We start from the raw sequence: 18,211 nt of genomic DNA on the forward strand, positions 1-18,211 counted from the left end.
GCTACACCCGCTCAATCACAGCCTTATTCAAATTTCGCGGATGATCCACATCCACACCATGCTCCAGCGCCATGTAGTACGAGAACATCTGCAGCGGCACCACCTCTGAAATCGGCAGCAGATGCTCCGGCGCAGGGTCCACATACACGCAATCTGAAACCAGCCCCGGCACCACTTCATCTCCACGATTCGCCAGCGCAATCACCCGCGCTCCCTGTGCCTTCATATCCGCCAGCAACTGCAGCGTCTTCTCATACCGCAGCACTGAGCCCTCCAGCGCATGATCCACCGTCGCAATCACCACCAGCGGCACACTCTCGCTCACCAGCGCATTCGGCCCATGCTTCAGCTCGCCCGTCGGATACCCCTCCGCGTGAATGTACGAGGACTCCTTCAGCTTCAGCGCACCCTCGCGCGCCATCGCGTAGTGAATCCCGCGCCCCAGATACAGGAACGTCTTCGCCTCGCGATACTTCACCGCCAGCCCCTGCATCTGCTCGGCCCATCCGTCCAGTTGCGCCTCGATCGCGTCCGGCACCGCCCACAGCTCGCGCAGCCGCTGCGCTAATCCGCCCTCAGCCACGTTCATCCGGTTCAGCGCCACCGACTCATACAGCCCCAACACTGCCAGCACCGTAAGCTGGCAGGTAAAACTCTTCGTCGCCGGAATAGCCTTTTCCCGCCCCGCAGCCAGCGGCATCGAGACGTCTGCCTCCCGCGCCATCGTCGATTCCTCGACATTTGTAATCGCCAGCGTCTTGTGCCCGCGTTCCCGTGCCTCGCGCAGCGCCGCCAGCGTATCCGTCGTCTCGCCCGACTGCGATAGCACAATCACGCTCGGGCTGCGCAGATCCTTGCCGCCCCGCAGACTGTATTCACTGGCATACTCCACATCCACCGCCAGCCCGCACTCGTCTTCCAGCAGAATCTCGCCAAACAACCCGCTATGCCGGCTCGATCCGCTCGCCGTAATCAACACCTCGCCATGCGGATTGCCCCACGCAGCCAGCGGCGGAAAATACTCCGCATTCAGCTCATACCCGTCCGCCGTTTCGCTTGAGTACAGCGCCAGCGTCCGCCGGATGGCCTCCGGCTGCTCAAAAATCTCCCGCAGCATCGCATGCTGAAACTCGCGTTCCAAATCTCACCCCCGGTCCATCTTTTACGATTTCGGGCCCAAATTGATAAATTTTTCGTTGCATTGATCATTTTAGAGGTATTCAATCAAAACATGCTTCGATTTTCTACCGTTTCCTCTATACCCATTGGGATAGAGTGAATGGAATCCCATTTGCAGGAACTTTGTACGTCTATGTCCACGCTAAACTCCCGCTCGGAGCAGATCATGAAATTCCTGCTCCGCTCCGGCACCGCCAGCATAGAAGAGATCCTCGCTGAAGTTGGCTCCTCGGCTCCTTCCATCCGCCGCGACCTTACCCAGCTTGAGGGCCGCGGCCTCATCCGCCGCACCCACGGCGGCGCCACGCTTGTCGAACCGCTTCTCTACGAGCCCTTCCGTTACGACCGCTCCTTTCAGGCTCGCGAAGAGCGCTTCGCCAGTGAAAAGCGCCGCATAGGTCTTGCCGCCGCTGAGCTCGTTCTGGCCAACGAAACCATCGGCCTCACCGCCGGAACCACCACCACCCACATCGGCCGCAGCCTGCGCCATCGCGAGCACATCCAGGTCGTCACCAACGCCATCAACATCGGCATGGAGCTCTGCAACCAGCCCGGCATCCGCACCTTCCTCACCGGCGGAGCTGTCCCGTGGGCCTGGTCCTTCTCTCTCACCGGTAACGCGGCACTCAACTATCTCAACGACGTCTATCTCGACAAGGTCTTCTTCAGCGTCACCGGCCTCGATCCCGCGCGCGGCTGCACCACCCTCGAAGCCGACGAAGCACTCGTCTTCCGTAAGATGCTCAAGCAGTCCAAACGTGTCATCTTAGTTGCCGATTCAAGCAAGCTGGGCCGCGTCAGCCCCGCCTTCATCTGCACCCTCAACGAGATTCACCACATCATCACCGACACCAGTGCCACCGACGCCCAGCTCATTCCCTACCGCGACCTCGGCATCGAAGTCACCCGCGTCTAACGAGATCTGTCTTTGAGCAAATCCGGCAAGGAACAGATCTTGTCTAGGGAAGCTCTGATTAAGTTCGCGTTTTGAAAGGGCACGGCTTTAGCTGTGCCACAAATACCGCAAGTTCAGCAGGGCTTTAGCCCCTGAGGGATGCGGTATCTTCACAGAACAACGTAATCAAAGCCTCCCTAAACCATTCGGAATCCGCCGGATTATCATCCTCAATGTGGTGACGGATCGCAAGCTTTGTGTGAAAAGGCACGAACGATTGTTCTGAATTCTCCCCAAGCCTCGATGCTTTAGACTCGTTGGCACTATGAGAATCATGACGCAAGGCCCGCTGCGCGTACTCCTACGCGTAGCTGCCTCGTGCACATTGACGCTGTTGCCATTGGGGAGCATCGCGCAGCAGCCATCGGCCTCGACCACAACCGCCGCAACTCCCGATCCTGCGACAACCCTCGATTACATTCACAAGACATGGGATGTGCTGACACGCTCGATGACCGACTGCCACTCACTTGTCGATGTGAAGGTGACCACGCATCCGGTACTGTATCTGCCCGCAGGCATGACCGCCCCGGCAGAGATAAAAGCCCTGACGGAGAAATGCGGCGTGCGCATTGCATCGTTGCCACGCGCAATCGAGAAGATCGGCGACCTCATGCCGGAAGACGCAGGCGCGCCAGGACTCCTGTATCTGCCCAAACCCTATGTGGTGCCCGGCGGCCGATTCAACGAGATGTATGGATGGGACAGCTACTTCATTGTGCTTGGGCTGATCGCCGATCATCACGAAGCGTTGGCCAGGGACATGGTGGAGAACTTCTTCTTCGAGATCGATCATTACGGCGGCGTGCTCAACGCCAACCGCACCTACTATCTCACCCGGTCGCAGCCACCGTTTCTTACCTCAATGATCCGCTCGGTATACGAAGACCCAGCCAGCTTTGCAAATCGCGCGGAGGCGGACGCATGGCTTGCACACGCCTATGCCATGGCGTCAAAGGACTACCAGACCTGGATGCGCCCCGAGCACCACGCCGGAACCACAGGACTGGCGCGGTACTACGACTACGGCGAGGGGCCGGTGCCGGAGATGGAAGACGACTCGACCTACTATGCCGATGTAATTCGCTGGCTGGTCGCTCATCCAAAGGAGAATCCTGGCTTCCTGCTCAAAGGTTCTGACAGTCCCGACGAGGCAGAAGCGGCGCGGCTAAAGAAGACAAGCTGCGATGTGACGAAATCAAAAGTGTGCCTGCGCGCCTATGCGGATGGCTACCGGCTGACGCGTGATTTCTACAAAGGCGACCGCGCTATGCGCGAGTCGGGCTTCGACCCCAGCTTTCGCTTCGAGGCGTTTTCAGGCGCGACGCATCACTATGCACCGGTGTGCCTCAACAGCCTGCTCTTCCGCTATGAGCGCGACATGGCGCACTTCGCGCATCTGCTCGGCAAGGCCAACGACGCACATCAGTGGGAGATGCGGGCCAAGCGGCGCGACATCGATATGCACCGTTTTCTATGGCAGCCCAAAGCAGGCGCCTTTGGTGACTTCGACTTCACGCGCGGACGCGCTTCGAGCTACGTGTACATCTCTTCGCTGTATCCGCTGTGGGCAGGCGTAGCGACACGCGAGGAGGCCGGGAAAATGGAGTCCACGCTTGGCCTGATCGAGCGCAAGGGTGGCCTGATGATGAGTGCGACCAACACCGGCCTCCAATGGGACGATCCCTACGGCTGGGCGCCGACGAACTGGATTGCTGTTTCAGGACTGGACACCTACCAGTTCCACGACGATGCCAAGCGGATCTCGACAGAATTCACCGCAACCGTGGATCGCGGGCTGGCCACGGATGGCACGATTCGCGAGAAGTACAACATGGAGGGCGCAGGCGAGAAGGTGCAGGTTGCCATCGGCTACAAGTCGAACGAAGTAGGCTTCGGCTGGACCAACTCCGTTTATCTGAAGATGAAAGAACTCATCGGAGGAAATTGAGCTAAAATTAGCTAGATTGGCTAGATTATGGAGAGTGAAGATGGAATGGCAACTTGCCGACGCCAAGAATCGATTCAGTGAGCTCGTTTCGCGGGCGCTCAGCGAGGGACCGCAGCGCGTCAAGCGGCGAAACGATGCTGTTGTGGTATTGGCTGACGCCGAGTATGAGCGGTTGACTGGCAACAGACCCGGATTCAAGCATTTCCTGCTGCACGGGCCTGACCTTTCCGGCCTGGATCTCTCCAGAGACCGCAGCCCGATGCGCGACGTGAACATGGAAGGCGACAAAGGCGAATGAGGGCACTCCTGGATACCTGCGTCCTCTCTGAGCTAAATCGAAAAGGCGGCAGTTCCCAGGTGCGGACGGCCGTGGACGCTCTCGAAGACGAGGATCTCTATATCAGCGCGATCACCGTTGGAGAGCTTACGAAGGGCGTGCTTCGGTTGCCGCCAGGGAAGCGCCGATCGGAGCTTACTACATGGCTGCTTGCCCTCAGACAGCACTATTCGGGCCGGATTCTCGCTGTGGACGAAGACACTGCAGAGTTGTGGGGAGAAATTGCCGCGCATGCCGAGGCGCGAGGAAAAATCATTCCCGCACTGGATGGGCTGATCGCCGCTACGGCCATGCAACACGGGCTGCATATCCTCACTCGCAATACGGACGACTTTCTTGCCACGGGCGCAATGCTCTCCAATCCCTGGGAGTCGTGAGCAGAGACTCATGCTCCGCGGCAGCGCCGAGCAAAACAGCATAGGTCAGTGGCAGTTTGCATCCTAATTCTTCGAGAGTTAGGAGGAACCGCCATGACTGTCGGCATCACCTGGCAGCAGATTGCTCTGCGTCTCATCCTCGCAAGTCTGGCCGGTCTGGTCATCGGTTACAACCGCGACGAGCATGGCCGTCCCGCAGGCATGCGCACCGTGATGCTGGTAACGCTGACGGCCACACTAGCGATGTTGCAGGTGAATCTGCTGCTGCCGCTGCGCGGCAAGGTATACGACTCCTTCAACGTGATGGATCTGATGCGTCTGCCGCTTGGCATTCTAAGTGGCATCGGATTCATCGGCGCGGGCGCCATCATCAAGCGCAAAAACGATGCTGTCGGAGTAACGACGGCGGCCACGCTCTGGTACTCGACGATGCTTGGTCTGCTGTTTGGAGGCGGTCAACTCTGGCTCGGCTCCGCCGCAACCATCCTCGCTTTGATTGTGCTTGGCGTCATGCGGCATGTAGAGGACTTCGTGCCTCGCGCGCATCGCGGCACACTGACTTTGCGCTTTGCAGATGATTATTTCCAGGGACAGGAATTGGAACGGGAAATACTGAAGCTGATCCAGGCCTTGCACTGCGACATTCACGGCGTCTCGGTACGCTATGAGCCAGCCAAACGGCTCGATATGCTGCGGTGCGAGCTTAAATGGAAGGCCAAGGGCCGCCAGGCGGCGGGCATGCCGCACGCGCTCGAACAACTGCGAAGCATGACCGGGGTGCGCGAGTTCTTGTGGAAAGAATAGCTGCGTGTATCTGCCGATGTAGAGTAAGTTTTTTTTGCTAAAACAATTTACTGAAACGCCTAACTCGCGCGTTTTTCCCGCGTAAAGACGCTATTAATTTCATTGAAAAAATACGAATCAAGTTATGCCTCGCCCGCATCTGGCCTCGCTGCTGAATTAGTTTGCGATCACACCAACTCTATATCGCAAGTTACCTTGACAATGGTTTTCCGGGGTCAATACCTTTCGATTGCTCGCTTATTGAGCGAAAAAGTAAACGTTAACAAAATTACCGGCAACCCACCGCAAGCCAAGGAGACCCCGCCCTATGACGAACCGGCTCGTTCGCTCGTCCTCGCAACTCTCCCACCCCCTATCCGAACCTTCGCAACGCAGCCAGCATCTGCTGACCCTGCTCTTCACGCTTGCCCTGCTCGTGGCGTGCGCTCCCGGCACACAGGCACAGGCCAACTCCACGGGCTATCGCCCATACTCTGGCTGGAGCACCTTCAGCGAGCAAACCATCACCTCGAACTTTCTTACGCAGGCCAACATGACTGCGCAGTCGGATGCGCTAAAGGCCTCGGGACTGGAAGCGCATGGCTTCCAGTACATCAACATCGATTCCGGCTGGCAGGGCAGCTTCGACGCAAACGGCAGGCCGATTCCCAATACGACTACCTTCCCCAATATCCAGGCGCTCGTCGCTCACATTCACCAGAACGGACAGAAAGCCGGCATCTATTGGATTCCCGGCGTCGAGTATCCAGCGGTCGCGGCTAACTCGCCGATTCTCGGCACGCAGTATCACATTCAGGACATCCTCACAGTTCCATACACCGCAGGAAATGCCTTTGGCGGCTCCGGCACCTCGCCCTATCACTACAAGATCGATTACACCAAGCCCGGCGCACAGGAGTACACGAACTCCGTTGTCGCCCTGTTCGCTTCGTGGGGTATCGATTACATCAAGCTCGATGGCGTAACGCCAGGCTCTGACAGCTATGGCACGTCGATCGATAATCGCCTCGACGTAGCCGCGTGGTCCAAAGCGATTGCAGCAAGCGGCCGCACGATGTGGCTCACCATCTCCTGGGATCTCGATGAAGACTATCTCAGCGTATGGCAGCAGTACGCCAACGCACGGCGCATCGACCAGGATGTGGAGTGCGAAGGCGATTGCAACACGCTGACCAACTGGCCGCGCATCTATGAGCGCTTCCGCGATCTGCCCGGATGGGAAAACGCAGCAGGTGAGACGGTTGGATGGAATGATCTCGACTCACTCGACATCATCAATACCAACGCAACCGACGGGCTCTCGAATGAAGAACGTCGCAGCGCGCTGAATCTGTGGTCGCTGGCCAATGCGCCGCTGGTGCTCGGCGGCGATCTGACGGCAATCGACAGCTTTGGCACGCAACTGCTCAGCAATGACGAAGCGCTGGCTGTCGATCGCACCGGCCATCCCGCCGTACAGGTGCTCGATGGCGACATCGAAGTGTGGGTAAGCAACCTCGGACATGGCCAATACTACGTCGGCATCTTCAACATGAATGCGGCGGTGACGCATGCGCAGATACCGTGGTCGCTGCTTGGCTTCCGCAATGCCGTAAGCGTGCGTGACCTCTGGACGCACAGCGATCTTGGGCCAATGCCCGGAGGCTTTTCGACGCTGCTCGGATCGCATGCCTCGCGACTGCTCAAGGTAACAGGCGTAGGCAGCCCGGAGGCATCACCTTCAACCGCGTATGAGGCAGCATCGGCCATCCTCGGCGGCAATGCTTCAATTGCCGATTGCCCACTCTGCGCAGGAGGAGAGAAGGTCGGCAATCTTGGTCTGGGCACGCAGAACACGGCGACATTCAACGCCGTATACGCACCGCGCGCAGGTGAATACCTGATGGAAGTCGACTCGATGACCATCGGCCTCCGCTCGTATCTCTTCAGCGTCAACGGAGGACCCTATCAGACGCTCAACTGCAGCGGCGGCAGCTTCCTTGTTCCCGCAAGCACCACGGTGCCCGTCCATCTTGAGAAGGGCATGAACTCCATTCAATTCGGAAGCCCGGTAAGCTATCCGCCGGATCTCGATGAGATCGTGATTCACGGCAACGGCGATTTCCCTGTTCCTGACTCCACCACCTATGAGGCTGAGGTCGCAACTCTCGCCGGGTCAGTCACCGGCGGATTCAGCAACTACTCCTCTGGCCTCGCAAAAGCCGGAAACATCGGCGGCGGCGCAGGCAATACCGTGACCTTCACAAACGTCACAGTGCCAAGCGATGGAACATATCAGCTTGAGATCGACTACCAGACCAGCGGCGAGCGCTCCTTCTTCGTTTCCATCAACGGCGCAACACCAATAGAGCTCGATCTGAACAGCAACACCTTCAGCGATCCCGCTCCAACGGTAATCCAGGCCCAGCTAAAGGCCGGGGTAAACACGATCCAATTCAGCAACCCCAGCAACTACGCGCCCGATCTCGATCGCATCGTCGTAGCGCCCTGGTACGGCACGCACTAAGTTGTTCCTGATCGATGTAACGCATTGTTTTGAAAGGGCACGGTTTCAACCGCGCCACAAAAACGAACAAAGTCAGCCGGGCTTCAGCCCCTGAAGGATGGATTTCACTCTCTTTGGACTTTGCCCGCAATCGTTGGCCCTGGGCATCTTGCCCAGGGCCAACGATACCAACAAACTGTTCAAAAGCTAGGCCCGAGAATCAAAAGCTAGACCGAGAATCAAAAGCTAGGCCGAGGAAAGGTAGGCCGGGGATAGATCCCCGGCACAGAGAAGATGCCATCATCGGGGCTTCAGCCCCTGAGGCGAGTTTGTGATCTTAGCCAGCAATCGAGACCCTGGGCATCCCAGCCCAGGGCTCTCTTTTTGCCCCGGCCTCGCTCTTGACAGGTGGGCGGACCCAAATCCATAGTTCAATTCCCGGTTTGCGGTGTTACTGTTAATTCTCAATAGAAATTTGAGGCACTCCGCAGTACGCCGTCCCGCGTGTACGACTGCGGCATATTCAAATCCCAGTTCAGCAAACGACAACATCGCCTGACCCAACCAGACCTGCTTCGTGCAGGTCCACTTTCTATTCGAGGTCCGTCCCGCATGCGCTTGTTTGTAGCTGCTGTATCTCTCTTTGCACTCACCGCCCAGGCCGCCGACACAGGCCGTCCCCTGCGCGGATACACCGCCGAAACCTCCGCCACCGAAGTCCAGTGGGAACAGAAATTCCGCGAGATTCCCGACCGCGACCGTCTGCGCGAAAACATGCGCCGCCTCAGCGCACGCCCGCACCACGTCGGCTCGCCCTATGACAAGGACAACGCCGAGTGGCTCCTCGCCCAGCTCAAATCCTACGGTCTCGACGCCAACATCGAAGAGTTCACCACACTCTTCCCCACTCCCAAGTCACGCCTGCTTGAGCTCGAAGGCCCCAAGCCCTTCAAAGCCACTCTCCAGGAACCGGTAATCCCCGAAGACCCCACCTCCAATCAGACCTCCGAACAACTACCCACCTACAACGCCTTCTCGCACGACGGCGACGTCACCGCCCCGCTCGTCTACGTCAACTACGGCCGCCCCGAAGACTACGAAGTCCTCGATCAGATGGGCGTTTCCGTCAAGGGAGCCATCGTAATCGCCCGCTACGGCGCAAGCTGGCGCGGCATCAAGCCTAAGGTCGCCGCCGAACACGGCGCAGTCGGCTGCATCATCTACTCCGACCCGCATGACGACGGCTACTCCCAGGGCGACACCTACCCTGCCGGTCCTACGCGTCCGCCTGAGGGCGTCCAGCGGGGCTCCGTCATGGATATGCCGGTCTATCCCGGCGATCCGCAGACCCCCGGCGTTGGAGCGAAGCCGGGTGTGAAGCTCATCCCGCTCGACGAAGTAAAGACCATCACCAAGATCCCCGTCCTGCCCATCTCCTACGCCGACGCGACGCCATTTCTCGAGTCGCTCAAGGGACAGACCGTGCCCATTCCCTGGCGCGGCAGCCTGCCACTCACCTATCACTCCGGCCCCAGCATCGTGAAGGCGCATCTAGCCCTCGCCTTCAACTGGGACCGCAAGACCCTCTACGATGTCGTCGCCAAAATCCCCGGCAGCAAATATCCCGATCAGTGGGTCATCCGCGGCAACCATCATGACGGCTGGGTCAACGGCGCGGAAGACCCAATCTCCGGAGCCAGCCCTGAGCTCGAAGAAGCACGCTCTCTCGGCGAACTCGTCAAGCAGGGCTGGAAACCCTCCCGCACCATCATCTACTGCTTCTGGGATGGCGAAGAGCCCGCGCTCCTCGGCTCAACCGAGTGGGCTGAGTATCACGCCGATGAGCTGAAGCAGCACGCCGTCGCCTACTTCAACACCGACGGCAACGGACGCGGCTACTTCGGCGCCGAGGGCTCCCATACCCTTGAGAACTTCGTCAACGACGTCGCCAAAGACATCAAGGACCCCGAAACCGGCATGTCCGTCTGGAAGCGCGCCCGTCTCGTCGATATCTCCCGCGCCACTCCCAAAGACCGCGCCGAGATTCGCAGCCGCGCCGACATGCGCATTCCGGCCCTCGGCTCCGGCTCCGACTACACCGTCTTCATCGACCACCTCGGCGTAGCCAGCGTCAACCTCGGCTACGGCGGCGAAGACACCGGCGGCCAGTACCACTCCATCTACGATGATTTCTACTGGTACACCCACTACTCCGATACCGACTTCAGCTACGGCCGCGCCCTCGCGCAGACCGCCGGCACCATGATCCTGCGCATGGCTGACGCCGACGTCCTTCCCTTCCAGTTCACCGACCTCGCCGACACCGTCCACATGTACCTGACGCAGCTCAAGGAGCTCGACACAGAAGAGCGCGATAAAGCCAAAGAGCGCGACAAGGAAATCTCCGAAGGCGTCTACGATGCACTCAAAGACCCCAAGAAGACCCTAGTCCCACCGCCCACGGAAACCATCCCACCCTACCTCAACTTCGCCCCGCTCGAGCAGGCCTCCGACGACCTGACCGAAGCCGCGCAAGCCTACGACAAGGCCTACAGCGCAGCCGCCGCAGCCAACCCCGACCCCAAACTCAATGAAGACCTCATGCGCAGCGAGCGCCTGCTCACCGATAGCCGCGGCCTTCCCAACCGCCCGTGGTTCGAGCACCTGCTCTACGCCCCCGGTTTCTACACCGGCTATGGCGTCAAAACCATCCCCGGCGTCCGCGAAGCCATCGAGCAGAAGCAATGGTCCGAAGCCAACGAGCAGATCAACCACGTCTCCGAAGCCCTGGAGCACGAGGTAGACCTGCTAAAACAAGCCACCAAGCTCCTGCCCGCCAAACCCAGCGAATAGAAGAACAGTATCTAGCTCGACCTTTTGAAACAAACTCACAAAGAACTCATGGCCGGGCACAAGCCGAATCTATGCCCGGCTATTTTTTACTTTTCCATCTAGATCCACTGTTCTCATTCTTCTGGACGGAAAACTATCTCCAGCTTATTCTTGTGAGTCATGGCACCTATCAAACCTGTTCAAGTTGTCGGCCCAATCGAGCCGTTTGAGTTTTGTGAATCTGAATTGGTGATTGGATTTACTTATGCGGTCGGAACAAACTATAGACCAGTCCAAGAATTTATCATCGAGATACTCAAGCAGTATCACTATAAGCCAAATGTAATACGCGTCAGCGATCTTATAGGCAATCTCTCGCGCTTGGATCTGGATGACAAATCTGAGGTCGGCAGAGTTTCTACGCTGATGGACGCTGGAAATAGTCTCTGCAGAACATCCGGCCACCGTGATATTTGGGCGCTTGCTTCAATAGTAGAGATCAATAAAAAACGTGGCAGCAACGCAGCTGATCAAAAACCTCTTGAGAGAACTGCCCATCTTATATTTTCCTTAAAGAGGCCCGAGGAAGTCTCGACTCTTCGGAAGGTGTATGCTGCAGGTTTTTTTGTTATTGGCGTATTCGCTACCGAAACTGAACGGCTGGAGTATTTAATCGATGGCAATGCGCCAAAGATATCTGCGAGAGAGTTGATCAAACGTGATGAAGATGAACTCGCAGATGATGATGGCCAAAAAACAAGCAAAACATTTCAATTAGCAGACGTATTTGTACAACTGAAAAATCAGGCATATAGAGCTGAACTCTCTCGGTTTTTTTCGCTCATTTTTTCTGATCCGTACCAGACACCTACACAACACGAACAGGCTATGTTTCTAGCCTATGCCTCTTCATTGCGTTCGGGACAACTCGGGCGACAAGTAGGCGCGGTAATCACATCAAAAACAGGCGATGTGCTTGCGGTTGGATGCAATGACGTTCCGAAACCTGGCGGAGGCCTTTACTGGCCAGGGCAAGATGATAATCGTGATCACGTCCTCGGCGAAGATACAAATGACAAAAGAAAGGCACAGATCATCGATCAGTTGATTTCGAAGCTCCCTGAAAATTTAGAGGAATCTCTTGCGGTGGCTCTTCGAAAGAGCTTCCGTGAAGTCTTGGACATCACAGAATACGGACGAGCTGTACATGCCGAAATGGATGCACTCCTTACCTGTGCAAGATCGGGAGTCAGTCCCCAAGGTGCTCTTTTATACACAACAACATTTCCTTGCCACAATTGTGCTCGACACATCATCGCAGCAGGAATCGAGCGCGTTATTTACATTGAACCTTATGCAAAGAGTAAGGCTCAGGAACTCCATGAAGATGCTATCGTAGTGGAGGAGAAAGCTGAAAAGAGCGCACGAGGACCCAAAAGAAAACTGCCTTTTACGCATTTTGTAGGGATTGGTCCGCGTCGATATTTTGATCTCTTTTCTTTGAACCAAAGCACCGGTCATGAGCTCGAACGAAAAGAGAACGGGAAGAAGTTCAATATCCAAACGGTGAAGTCGTGGCCGCGAATTCCACTTTCGCCATATACCTACATGGAACGAGAGAGAATGGCAATAGAGGTACTGTCTTCAATTCCGAAACAACTGGACATGTTCGAGCCAGAAGAGTAAGAATCGCGGGCAACACTGGAGGATTTTATGAACGTCGTAAAAAACAAGAGCACAGATAATGGGCGACAGTTCTGGTCGCACGTTGAATCCATTGTGCGGCAGGTCCGTAATCTTGATACGACGTCCGATACAGATAATGCCGAAGAAAGGCGATGTGCCGAGAGTGATTCCAACATGAATCATGAGCCGGTACATCCTGCGCATTGCGACAACTCGGAGGATTAGATTGCGCAGGCTTATTCGGTGCAAGATTTGCAAGATGCAACCGAATTTGTCTTTGAGATCTGGCGGCTCATAGCCGAGCGCATGACTTTGGTCATTTCGGTGACCTTTTAGCTTTCCTCTGCCTGCCACAGAAACCATCCCAGACCGCTTCCTCCTCCCCGGCAATCACGCCTACAGGGCATTTCCTCAAACCAGCCCGTCATCTGTATTGAATTGAACTCCCGCGAAAAAATTTATCGCCGTGGACGACCCGGCACGGATTTCGGGCCTACAATCCCCTGTAGCCATCGGCCACTTCTGCGGACGGCAGCCAAGCCTGTCTGCAGGATCTGCTCACCGCTTGAGCGAGAAGACTGAATAAGACCTGGGCCCCCGTCAAATCAATCTGACCAGGAGATTCCCCATGACCTTGCAGAAGACCGCTCGCGAAGGAATCAAGCTCTACGCTCAAAAAATGGGCATCGCCGTGGACTTCTATCCACCGCCGGGAAGTTACGCGCGCCAGTTGCGTGAACTGCTCACAAAAATGGAAATCAATGTCGTGCTGGATGTCGGTGCGTTTATCGGCAACTATGCAACGCTCCTGCGCGAATCAGGATACAAAGGGCACATCATAAGCTTCGAGCCCGTTCCCGACTCCTATGACAAGCTGCACGCGAGAATGCACCACGATCCTCTTTGGTCCGGCCAGCCCTTTGGATTGAGTGATGAAAACCGTGAAGCGCAGATCAATACCTTCAGCCGCGGCGATTTCAACTCTTTGTTGCATCTGCGTACGGACGCCGAGGCAGCTTACGCGCTCGATCCCGCGGATCATCACCAAACCACAATCCAACTCCGCAGGCTGGATTCAGTTCTCATGGAACTCATTCAGGGAATCCAGTCTCCTCGCATCTTCATGAAGATCGACACGCAAGGCCATGATGTCAGCGTCGTCAAGGGAGCCACCGGCGTACTCAATCACATCCTCGGCCTTCAAAGTGAACTACCGGCAGTTCAGCTCTACGACGGCATGACCTCCATGCCCACTGCGCTGGAGTTCTACGCCTCCTGCGGGTTCGTTCCTATCGGATTCCACCCGGTAAATACCTTGCGCAACACCCAGATTTCCCCTGAGTTTGACGTGCTGTTCAATCGGCTCGAAACGCAACACTGAGTCCTGATTCGCGCATGTAGAGGCCGCCTCAAACGGCTTGATATTCATCGCGCGCGAATCACTCCTGAGCTCTCACCGTCTGTCCACTGGATCAAGTGGCCTCGCCTTTGTTGTCTGTCCGCAATCGCCTTCAGCTTTGGATAGCGTGTGGAAAAAGCCCTCGAACTGCAAGAGAAACGTAAGAATAAAGACGATACCCCGCGTTTTTGAAAATGCTCCTATAAGTGCTTACACACATGTGTATCGTTGCAGCAAGGAGATGGAATGCGGGCTGTATGGAAGTGGATTGGCATAGTTGCCGTGATAGGGATTGCAATGCAGTTGGTGCGGCCGCGGATCGGAAATCCGCCGGTGACGGCAGAGCTGCAAGCGCCACCCGAGGTGCAGTCAATCCTGAAGAATTCATGCTACGACTGCCACTCCAACGAGACCCGGCTGAAGTGGTTTGACCAGGTTGCGCCGGGGTACTGGCTCGTCGCGCATGACGTGAAAGAAGCGCGCCGGCATTTAAACTTCTCCGAGATTGCAAAACTGCCTGCCGCACAGCAACGAGGCGCGCTCTTCGAGGCCGTGAACATGATCCGGCTGGGCGCGATGCCGCTGCCGCAGTATCAGGCAATGCATCCGGGCACAGCAGTCACACCCGAACAGTTGGCAGTGCTCGAGAAATATCTCGCTCCCTTTGCAGAAACGGACTCCGTCAGCGCCGCACCAACACCCAACGCGACGCAGGCGCCTGCTCCAGAAAACACAGTGCGTCTCGTCAATGATGCTCCGCAGCCGGCGTCAGGAAAGATGTCGATACAGACGATTCTTCCCGAGTTGAATGGGTTCGCCTATCCTGCGGGATGGGAGACTTGGAAGACAATATCGGCAACGGATCGCGGCGATAACCACACGCTGCGCATGATCCTCGGCAACGAGATCGCAGTAAAGGCGATCGCTGAGAAGAAGATCAACCCATGGCCCGATGGAGCAGCGTTTGCGAAGGTCGCGTGGCAGGCTGCTCCTGACGACAACGGTGGGCTGAAGCCGGGTAAGTTCATTCAGGTGGAATTCATGGCAAAAGACGCCAGCCGGTATGCGAAGACCGATGGCTGGGGCTGGGGTCGATGGCGCGGAATGGATCTGAAGCCCTACGGAAAAGATGCGCACTTCGTCGAGGAATGCACGAATTGCCACGCGCCCGTAAAAGGCAATGACTTTGTATACACGATGCCGCTGGAGAAGTAGAGCAAGTGTGGAGTGTAGAGATGAAGCGCGAGATAAAGAGCCAGATGAAAAGTAGAACCAGTTGGATTGTTGCAGCGGCCGTTGTTGCACTCCTGAGTGGCTGCGGAATGAAAAAGCCGCAGGAGGCAGATGTATTGAATGTCGAAGCGCGGACGCCATCAGGGCTGCCAGTCGCGGCGCTGGAGTGGCGCATGATTACCTCAGGCATTGACCGGCATGACCGTGAGCATGGCACCATGACCATGCTGACCGGCAACGATGTGGCCGTGAAGTACGCAGGGTCCGGGATCTATCCGGCTGGATCGGAATTGGCATTGACGACGTGGCTCGAACGTGACGATCCGCATTGGTTCGGCGCGCGTATACCGGGCACGTTTGTCTCTCTGGAAACCGTAGAGGTAAAGAATGGCCCCGACGGCAAACCCGCTGCGGAGTATCACCGCTACGAAGGAAATCCTGCCCACGAAGTGAAAGATGCGACAAACGCCAACAGCCGAAAAACTTATCTGCTCGGAATGACAGCTTCCGAGATGCCGTAAAGCGGGTCTTCGTTCTCCTTCGATGCGATCACATGCCTGCTAAGCAAAAACTCAGCCTGATCTTTAGGCACAGGCCGGGAAAAAAGAAAACCCTGAAGCTGATCGCACGCGAGAGCACGCAGTGCGACAAGCTGGTTTTCTGTTTCGACGCCTTCAGCAACAACCTCAAGCCCCAGCGTATGAGCCATGGAGATGATAAGGCCAACGACAGTGCGATCGGGACCTTCCGTAGCCACGCCCTCGACGAAGATGCGATCAATCTTGAGAGTATCGAGCGTAAGCTGGCGCAGGCGGCCAAGCGACGAATAGCCCGTGCCGAAATCATCAATGGAGATGCGAATACCGTATTCGTGAAGACGTCGCAGGTGGTGCTCGGCAAGCTGAAAATCATGCAGCAGCGCGGACTCGGTAACTTCCAGCTCAATAGCCTGCGGCGGCGTTTGGTACTGCTGCAAAGTAAAGATAACCACATCGGCAAAGTCCTGCCGAGCCAGCTCGATACTCGAAACATTGACCGCAATATGTCCACGAAACAAGCCGCGGCGATGCCAGTCCGAGGCCTGCCGGCACGCCTCATGCAAAACGAAGCTGCCAATCTGCACAATCAGCCCAGTCTCCTCGGCAAGCGGAATGAATTGATTCGGAGGAATGTTGCCGCGCAGCGGATCGGTCCAGCGAATGAGCGCTTCAAACCCAACAATGGAGCAGCCGCCTGAATAGATAGGTTGATAGTGAACCTGAAATTCGCGATGCTCGATCGCGCGATGCAAACTGCGCTCGCTCTCGATACGCTCGTTTTCAGGATCAGGCAGAGCTGCGGAATGCATCTGGCATCCATTGCGGCCCGATCGCTTCACATGAAACATCGCGCGATTGCTCTTAACGAGGAGCTCACTTTCGTCCAGGCCATCCTGCGGATAGCGGCTGATACCAATGCTGGCTCCCAGATGGAGCGTACGGTCCACGGCGTGAAAAGGCTGCAGTAGCGCACCCAGAATGGCGCGTGCGGCCTCTTCGGCGCGGTGCGGTTGGTTCTTGATTTGAGGCACGAGCGCAACAAACTCATCGCCACCGAGACGGGCAAGAAAGCAGTCCGCATCGAGGCATTGCTGGATGCGCTTTGCCGCCTGGGCAAGAAGAGCATCGCCAGTCAGATGACCGAGATCTTTATTGATCGATTCGAAGCTATCAAGATCGATGTAGAGACAGCAGAATCCATCGGGAAGGACCGGTGTCTCAGAGGCGAAGGATCGGTTCGCGGGGTCGGCTACGTCGGCAGTTTGCGCCGGGTTGCGGATGGCGGCATTGCATTTCTCGCTGAGAAAGCTGCGATTCGGGAGGCCTGTCAACGCGTCGTAATGCGCATGACGCAGCAACTGGTCGCGCTCCAGATCATGACGAATCAGGCGTCGCAGGCTGCGCAGGCGATCCCGCGCGGCAATAAGAAGAAATGTGTCGCAAAAGGCGATCCATCCGCAGAGTTCAACCCAGTGCCATGGTCGATCGGCATGATAAAAGAACACGGAAAGCGGAAAGTAGCTGGCGTGAAGGACATGATCGACAACGATCGTAATCGAAGCGACAAGCAGCACCTGGTAGTCGAGATAAAAGGCCAGAAAAGCCAGCGAGCCAAAGATGTGGAAGTGTGCTTCGGCATGACCGCCCATGAGATGAATGAGCAGCGACGACATCAGCATCTGCATCGCGGCAATGGTCAGGCGCGTGCTTTGGTGGCCCGGAAAGAAGCGGATCAGCAAAACAGGAATGATAGTGAGAAATGCGCCATAGGCGACGGCTGTCACAACACGCGTCTGCAACGAAACTGCGCCGCTAAGAGGAACGTACAACCAGCCGATAGCGATAGCTGCCACCCATTGCAGGATCATCAGCCAGCCAAAATAGCCATCGACGCTCGCGCAAAGGGCCGTACGCTGCTTGCGAAACCGCGATTCCGCGACCGCATTGCGGTGAACACGAGCGGCATATTTATCTACAGGCAATTCGGACGAGGCGGAAGCAGAAGTGGGAATGCCTTGCGCTGGCTTTGAGCATTTTTCCGCGCCTGAACACGTGCCCGAATACGAGTCCGAGGATGAGTTTGGACACGTGGAAGACACGGAATGAGCCGAGGGCGAGACGCTGCTCGAATAAAGTGGATCAGACACGGCAGCTCTACTCAGTCTGCCCGTCAATCGGCGGGCCCAGGTGTGAAACATAGCGGCTCCGATAAACCGCATAGAAAACAGAGACAGAACCGCTGGCTGCAATTGCCAAAGACACTCCGCCCGCCAATAGTGTGCTTTCCCTCATGCTTTTTGGCTTCTTACTGCCTGTTATCGGCAGAAGATTGGGTTTGCCCAACAAAAAGCGAGACGCTGCCGCAAAGGTTGCAGCAGAACGCCCGGGCATAAAACTGCCCACCGAGGAGAGTTTTATCTAACCTGTTATGTCG

General features: G+C 56.7%; 13 protein-coding genes. 11 read left to right on the forward strand and 2 right to left on the reverse strand.

Annotation, left to right across the window (positions count from 1 at the left end):
• Position 1: 1 nt before the first annotated feature.
• Complete coding sequence (locus tag OHL22_RS08040) at positions 2 to 1,141, reverse strand: SIS domain-containing protein (protein WP_263335223.1); 1,140 nt, start codon at positions 1,139 to 1,141, stop codon at positions 2 to 4.
• A gap of 171 nt (positions 1,142 to 1,312) precedes the next feature.
• Here OHL22_RS08040 and OHL22_RS08045 point away from each other — a divergent pair, with 171 nt between their 5' ends.
• The 11 genes from OHL22_RS08045 (at position 1,313) to OHL22_RS08095 (ending at position 15,759) form a co-directional block, all read left to right on the forward strand.
• Positions 1,313 to 2,095, forward strand: coding sequence for a DeoR/GlpR family DNA-binding transcription regulator (locus OHL22_RS08045; RefSeq protein ID WP_263335225.1), 783 nt, complete (start codon positions 1,313 to 1,315; stop codon positions 2,093 to 2,095).
• A 313-nt stretch (positions 2,096 to 2,408) separates the two neighbouring features.
• The gene (locus OHL22_RS08050; RefSeq protein ID WP_263335227.1) at positions 2,409 to 4,085 is read left to right on the forward strand and encodes an alpha,alpha-trehalase; all 1,677 of its coding nucleotides are present in this window, start codon (positions 2,409 to 2,411) and stop codon (positions 4,083 to 4,085) included.
• 40 nt (positions 4,086 to 4,125) lie between these two features.
• Entirely contained in the window at positions 4,126 to 4,383 is a 258-nt protein-coding gene (locus OHL22_RS08055) for a type II toxin-antitoxin system prevent-host-death family antitoxin (protein WP_263335229.1), read from the forward strand.
• The gene (locus OHL22_RS08060; protein WP_263335231.1) at positions 4,380 to 4,799 is read left to right on the forward strand and encodes a type II toxin-antitoxin system VapC family toxin; all 420 of its coding nucleotides are present in this window, start codon (positions 4,380 to 4,382) and stop codon (positions 4,797 to 4,799) included. Before OHL22_RS08055 ends, OHL22_RS08060 begins: the two co-directional genes overlap by 4 nt.
• Positions 4,800 to 4,892: 93 nt before the next feature.
• Entirely contained in the window at positions 4,893 to 5,603 is a 711-nt protein-coding gene (locus OHL22_RS08065) for an MgtC/SapB family protein (protein ID WP_263335233.1), read from the forward strand.
• A gap of 307 nt (positions 5,604 to 5,910) precedes the next feature.
• On the forward strand, positions 5,911 to 8,109 hold the full coding sequence (locus tag OHL22_RS08070; protein WP_263335235.1) for an alpha-galactosidase D: 2,199 nt from the start codon (positions 5,911 to 5,913) through the stop codon (positions 8,107 to 8,109).
• 591 nt (positions 8,110 to 8,700) lie between these two features.
• Complete coding sequence (locus OHL22_RS08075; protein ID WP_263335237.1) at positions 8,701 to 10,941, forward strand: transferrin receptor-like dimerization domain-containing protein; 2,241 nt, start codon at positions 8,701 to 8,703, stop codon at positions 10,939 to 10,941.
• A 159-nt stretch (positions 10,942 to 11,100) separates the two neighbouring features.
• Entirely contained in the window at positions 11,101 to 12,606 is a 1,506-nt protein-coding gene (locus OHL22_RS08080) for an anti-phage dCTP deaminase (protein ID WP_263335239.1), read from the forward strand.
• 628 nt (positions 12,607 to 13,234) lie between these two features.
• A complete protein-coding gene (locus tag OHL22_RS08085) occupies positions 13,235 to 13,987 on the forward strand; it encodes an FkbM family methyltransferase (protein ID WP_263335241.1) in 753 nt (250 codons plus the stop codon).
• 264 nt (positions 13,988 to 14,251) lie between these two features.
• Complete coding sequence (locus tag OHL22_RS08090; RefSeq protein WP_263335243.1) at positions 14,252 to 15,220, forward strand: heme-binding domain-containing protein; 969 nt, start codon at positions 14,252 to 14,254, stop codon at positions 15,218 to 15,220.
• Positions 15,221 to 15,327: 107 nt separating this feature from the next.
• Positions 15,328 to 15,759, forward strand: a complete 432-nt coding sequence (locus tag OHL22_RS08095) for a cytochrome P460 family protein (RefSeq protein WP_263335246.1) — start codon at positions 15,328 to 15,330, stop codon at positions 15,757 to 15,759.
• Here OHL22_RS08095 and OHL22_RS08100 read toward each other — a convergent pair.
• Positions 15,723 to 17,759 (reverse strand): putative bifunctional diguanylate cyclase/phosphodiesterase, encoded by a 2,037-nt coding sequence (locus tag OHL22_RS08100; RefSeq protein ID WP_263335248.1) that lies wholly within the window; start codon positions 17,757 to 17,759, stop codon positions 15,723 to 15,725. The two genes, OHL22_RS08095 and OHL22_RS08100, sit on opposite strands and share 37 nt — an antisense overlap.
• Positions 17,760 to 18,211: the final 452 nt, after the last annotated feature.

It is taken from the genome of Acidicapsa dinghuensis, assembly GCF_025685685.1.
GTDB classification, from domain to species: Bacteria; Acidobacteriota; Terriglobia; order Terriglobales; family Acidobacteriaceae; genus Acidicapsa; species Acidicapsa dinghuensis.

What these genes read in the sequence shown, in the direction of transcription:
- OHL22_RS08065 (WP_263335233.1), top strand. Translation starts at nt 4,893, where the DNA reads ATGACTGTCGGCATCACCTGGCAGCAGATTGCTCTGCGTCTCATCCTC.
- OHL22_RS08075 (WP_263335237.1), top strand. Translation starts at nt 8,701, where the DNA reads ATGCGCTTGTTTGTAGCTGCTGTATCTCTCTTTGCACTCACCGCCCAG.
- OHL22_RS08095 (WP_263335246.1), top strand. Translation starts at nt 15,328, where the DNA reads ATGAAAAAGCCGCAGGAGGCAGATGTATTGAATGTCGAAGCGCGGACG.
- OHL22_RS08055 (WP_263335229.1), top strand. Translation starts at nt 4,126, where the DNA reads ATGGAATGGCAACTTGCCGACGCCAAGAATCGATTCAGTGAGCTCGTT.
- OHL22_RS08060 (WP_263335231.1), top strand. Translation starts at nt 4,380, where the DNA reads ATGAGGGCACTCCTGGATACCTGCGTCCTCTCTGAGCTAAATCGAAAA.
- OHL22_RS08045 (WP_263335225.1), top strand. Translation starts at nt 1,313, where the DNA reads ATGTCCACGCTAAACTCCCGCTCGGAGCAGATCATGAAATTCCTGCTC.
- OHL22_RS08085 (WP_263335241.1), top strand. Translation starts at nt 13,235, where the DNA reads ATGACCTTGCAGAAGACCGCTCGCGAAGGAATCAAGCTCTACGCTCAA.
- OHL22_RS08090 (WP_263335243.1), top strand. Translation starts at nt 14,252, where the DNA reads ATGCGGGCTGTATGGAAGTGGATTGGCATAGTTGCCGTGATAGGGATT.
- OHL22_RS08080 (WP_263335239.1), top strand. Translation starts at nt 11,101, where the DNA reads ATGGCACCTATCAAACCTGTTCAAGTTGTCGGCCCAATCGAGCCGTTT.
- OHL22_RS08070 (WP_263335235.1), top strand. Translation starts at nt 5,911, where the DNA reads ATGACGAACCGGCTCGTTCGCTCGTCCTCGCAACTCTCCCACCCCCTA.
- OHL22_RS08050 (WP_263335227.1), top strand. Translation starts at nt 2,409, where the DNA reads ATGACGCAAGGCCCGCTGCGCGTACTCCTACGCGTAGCTGCCTCGTGC.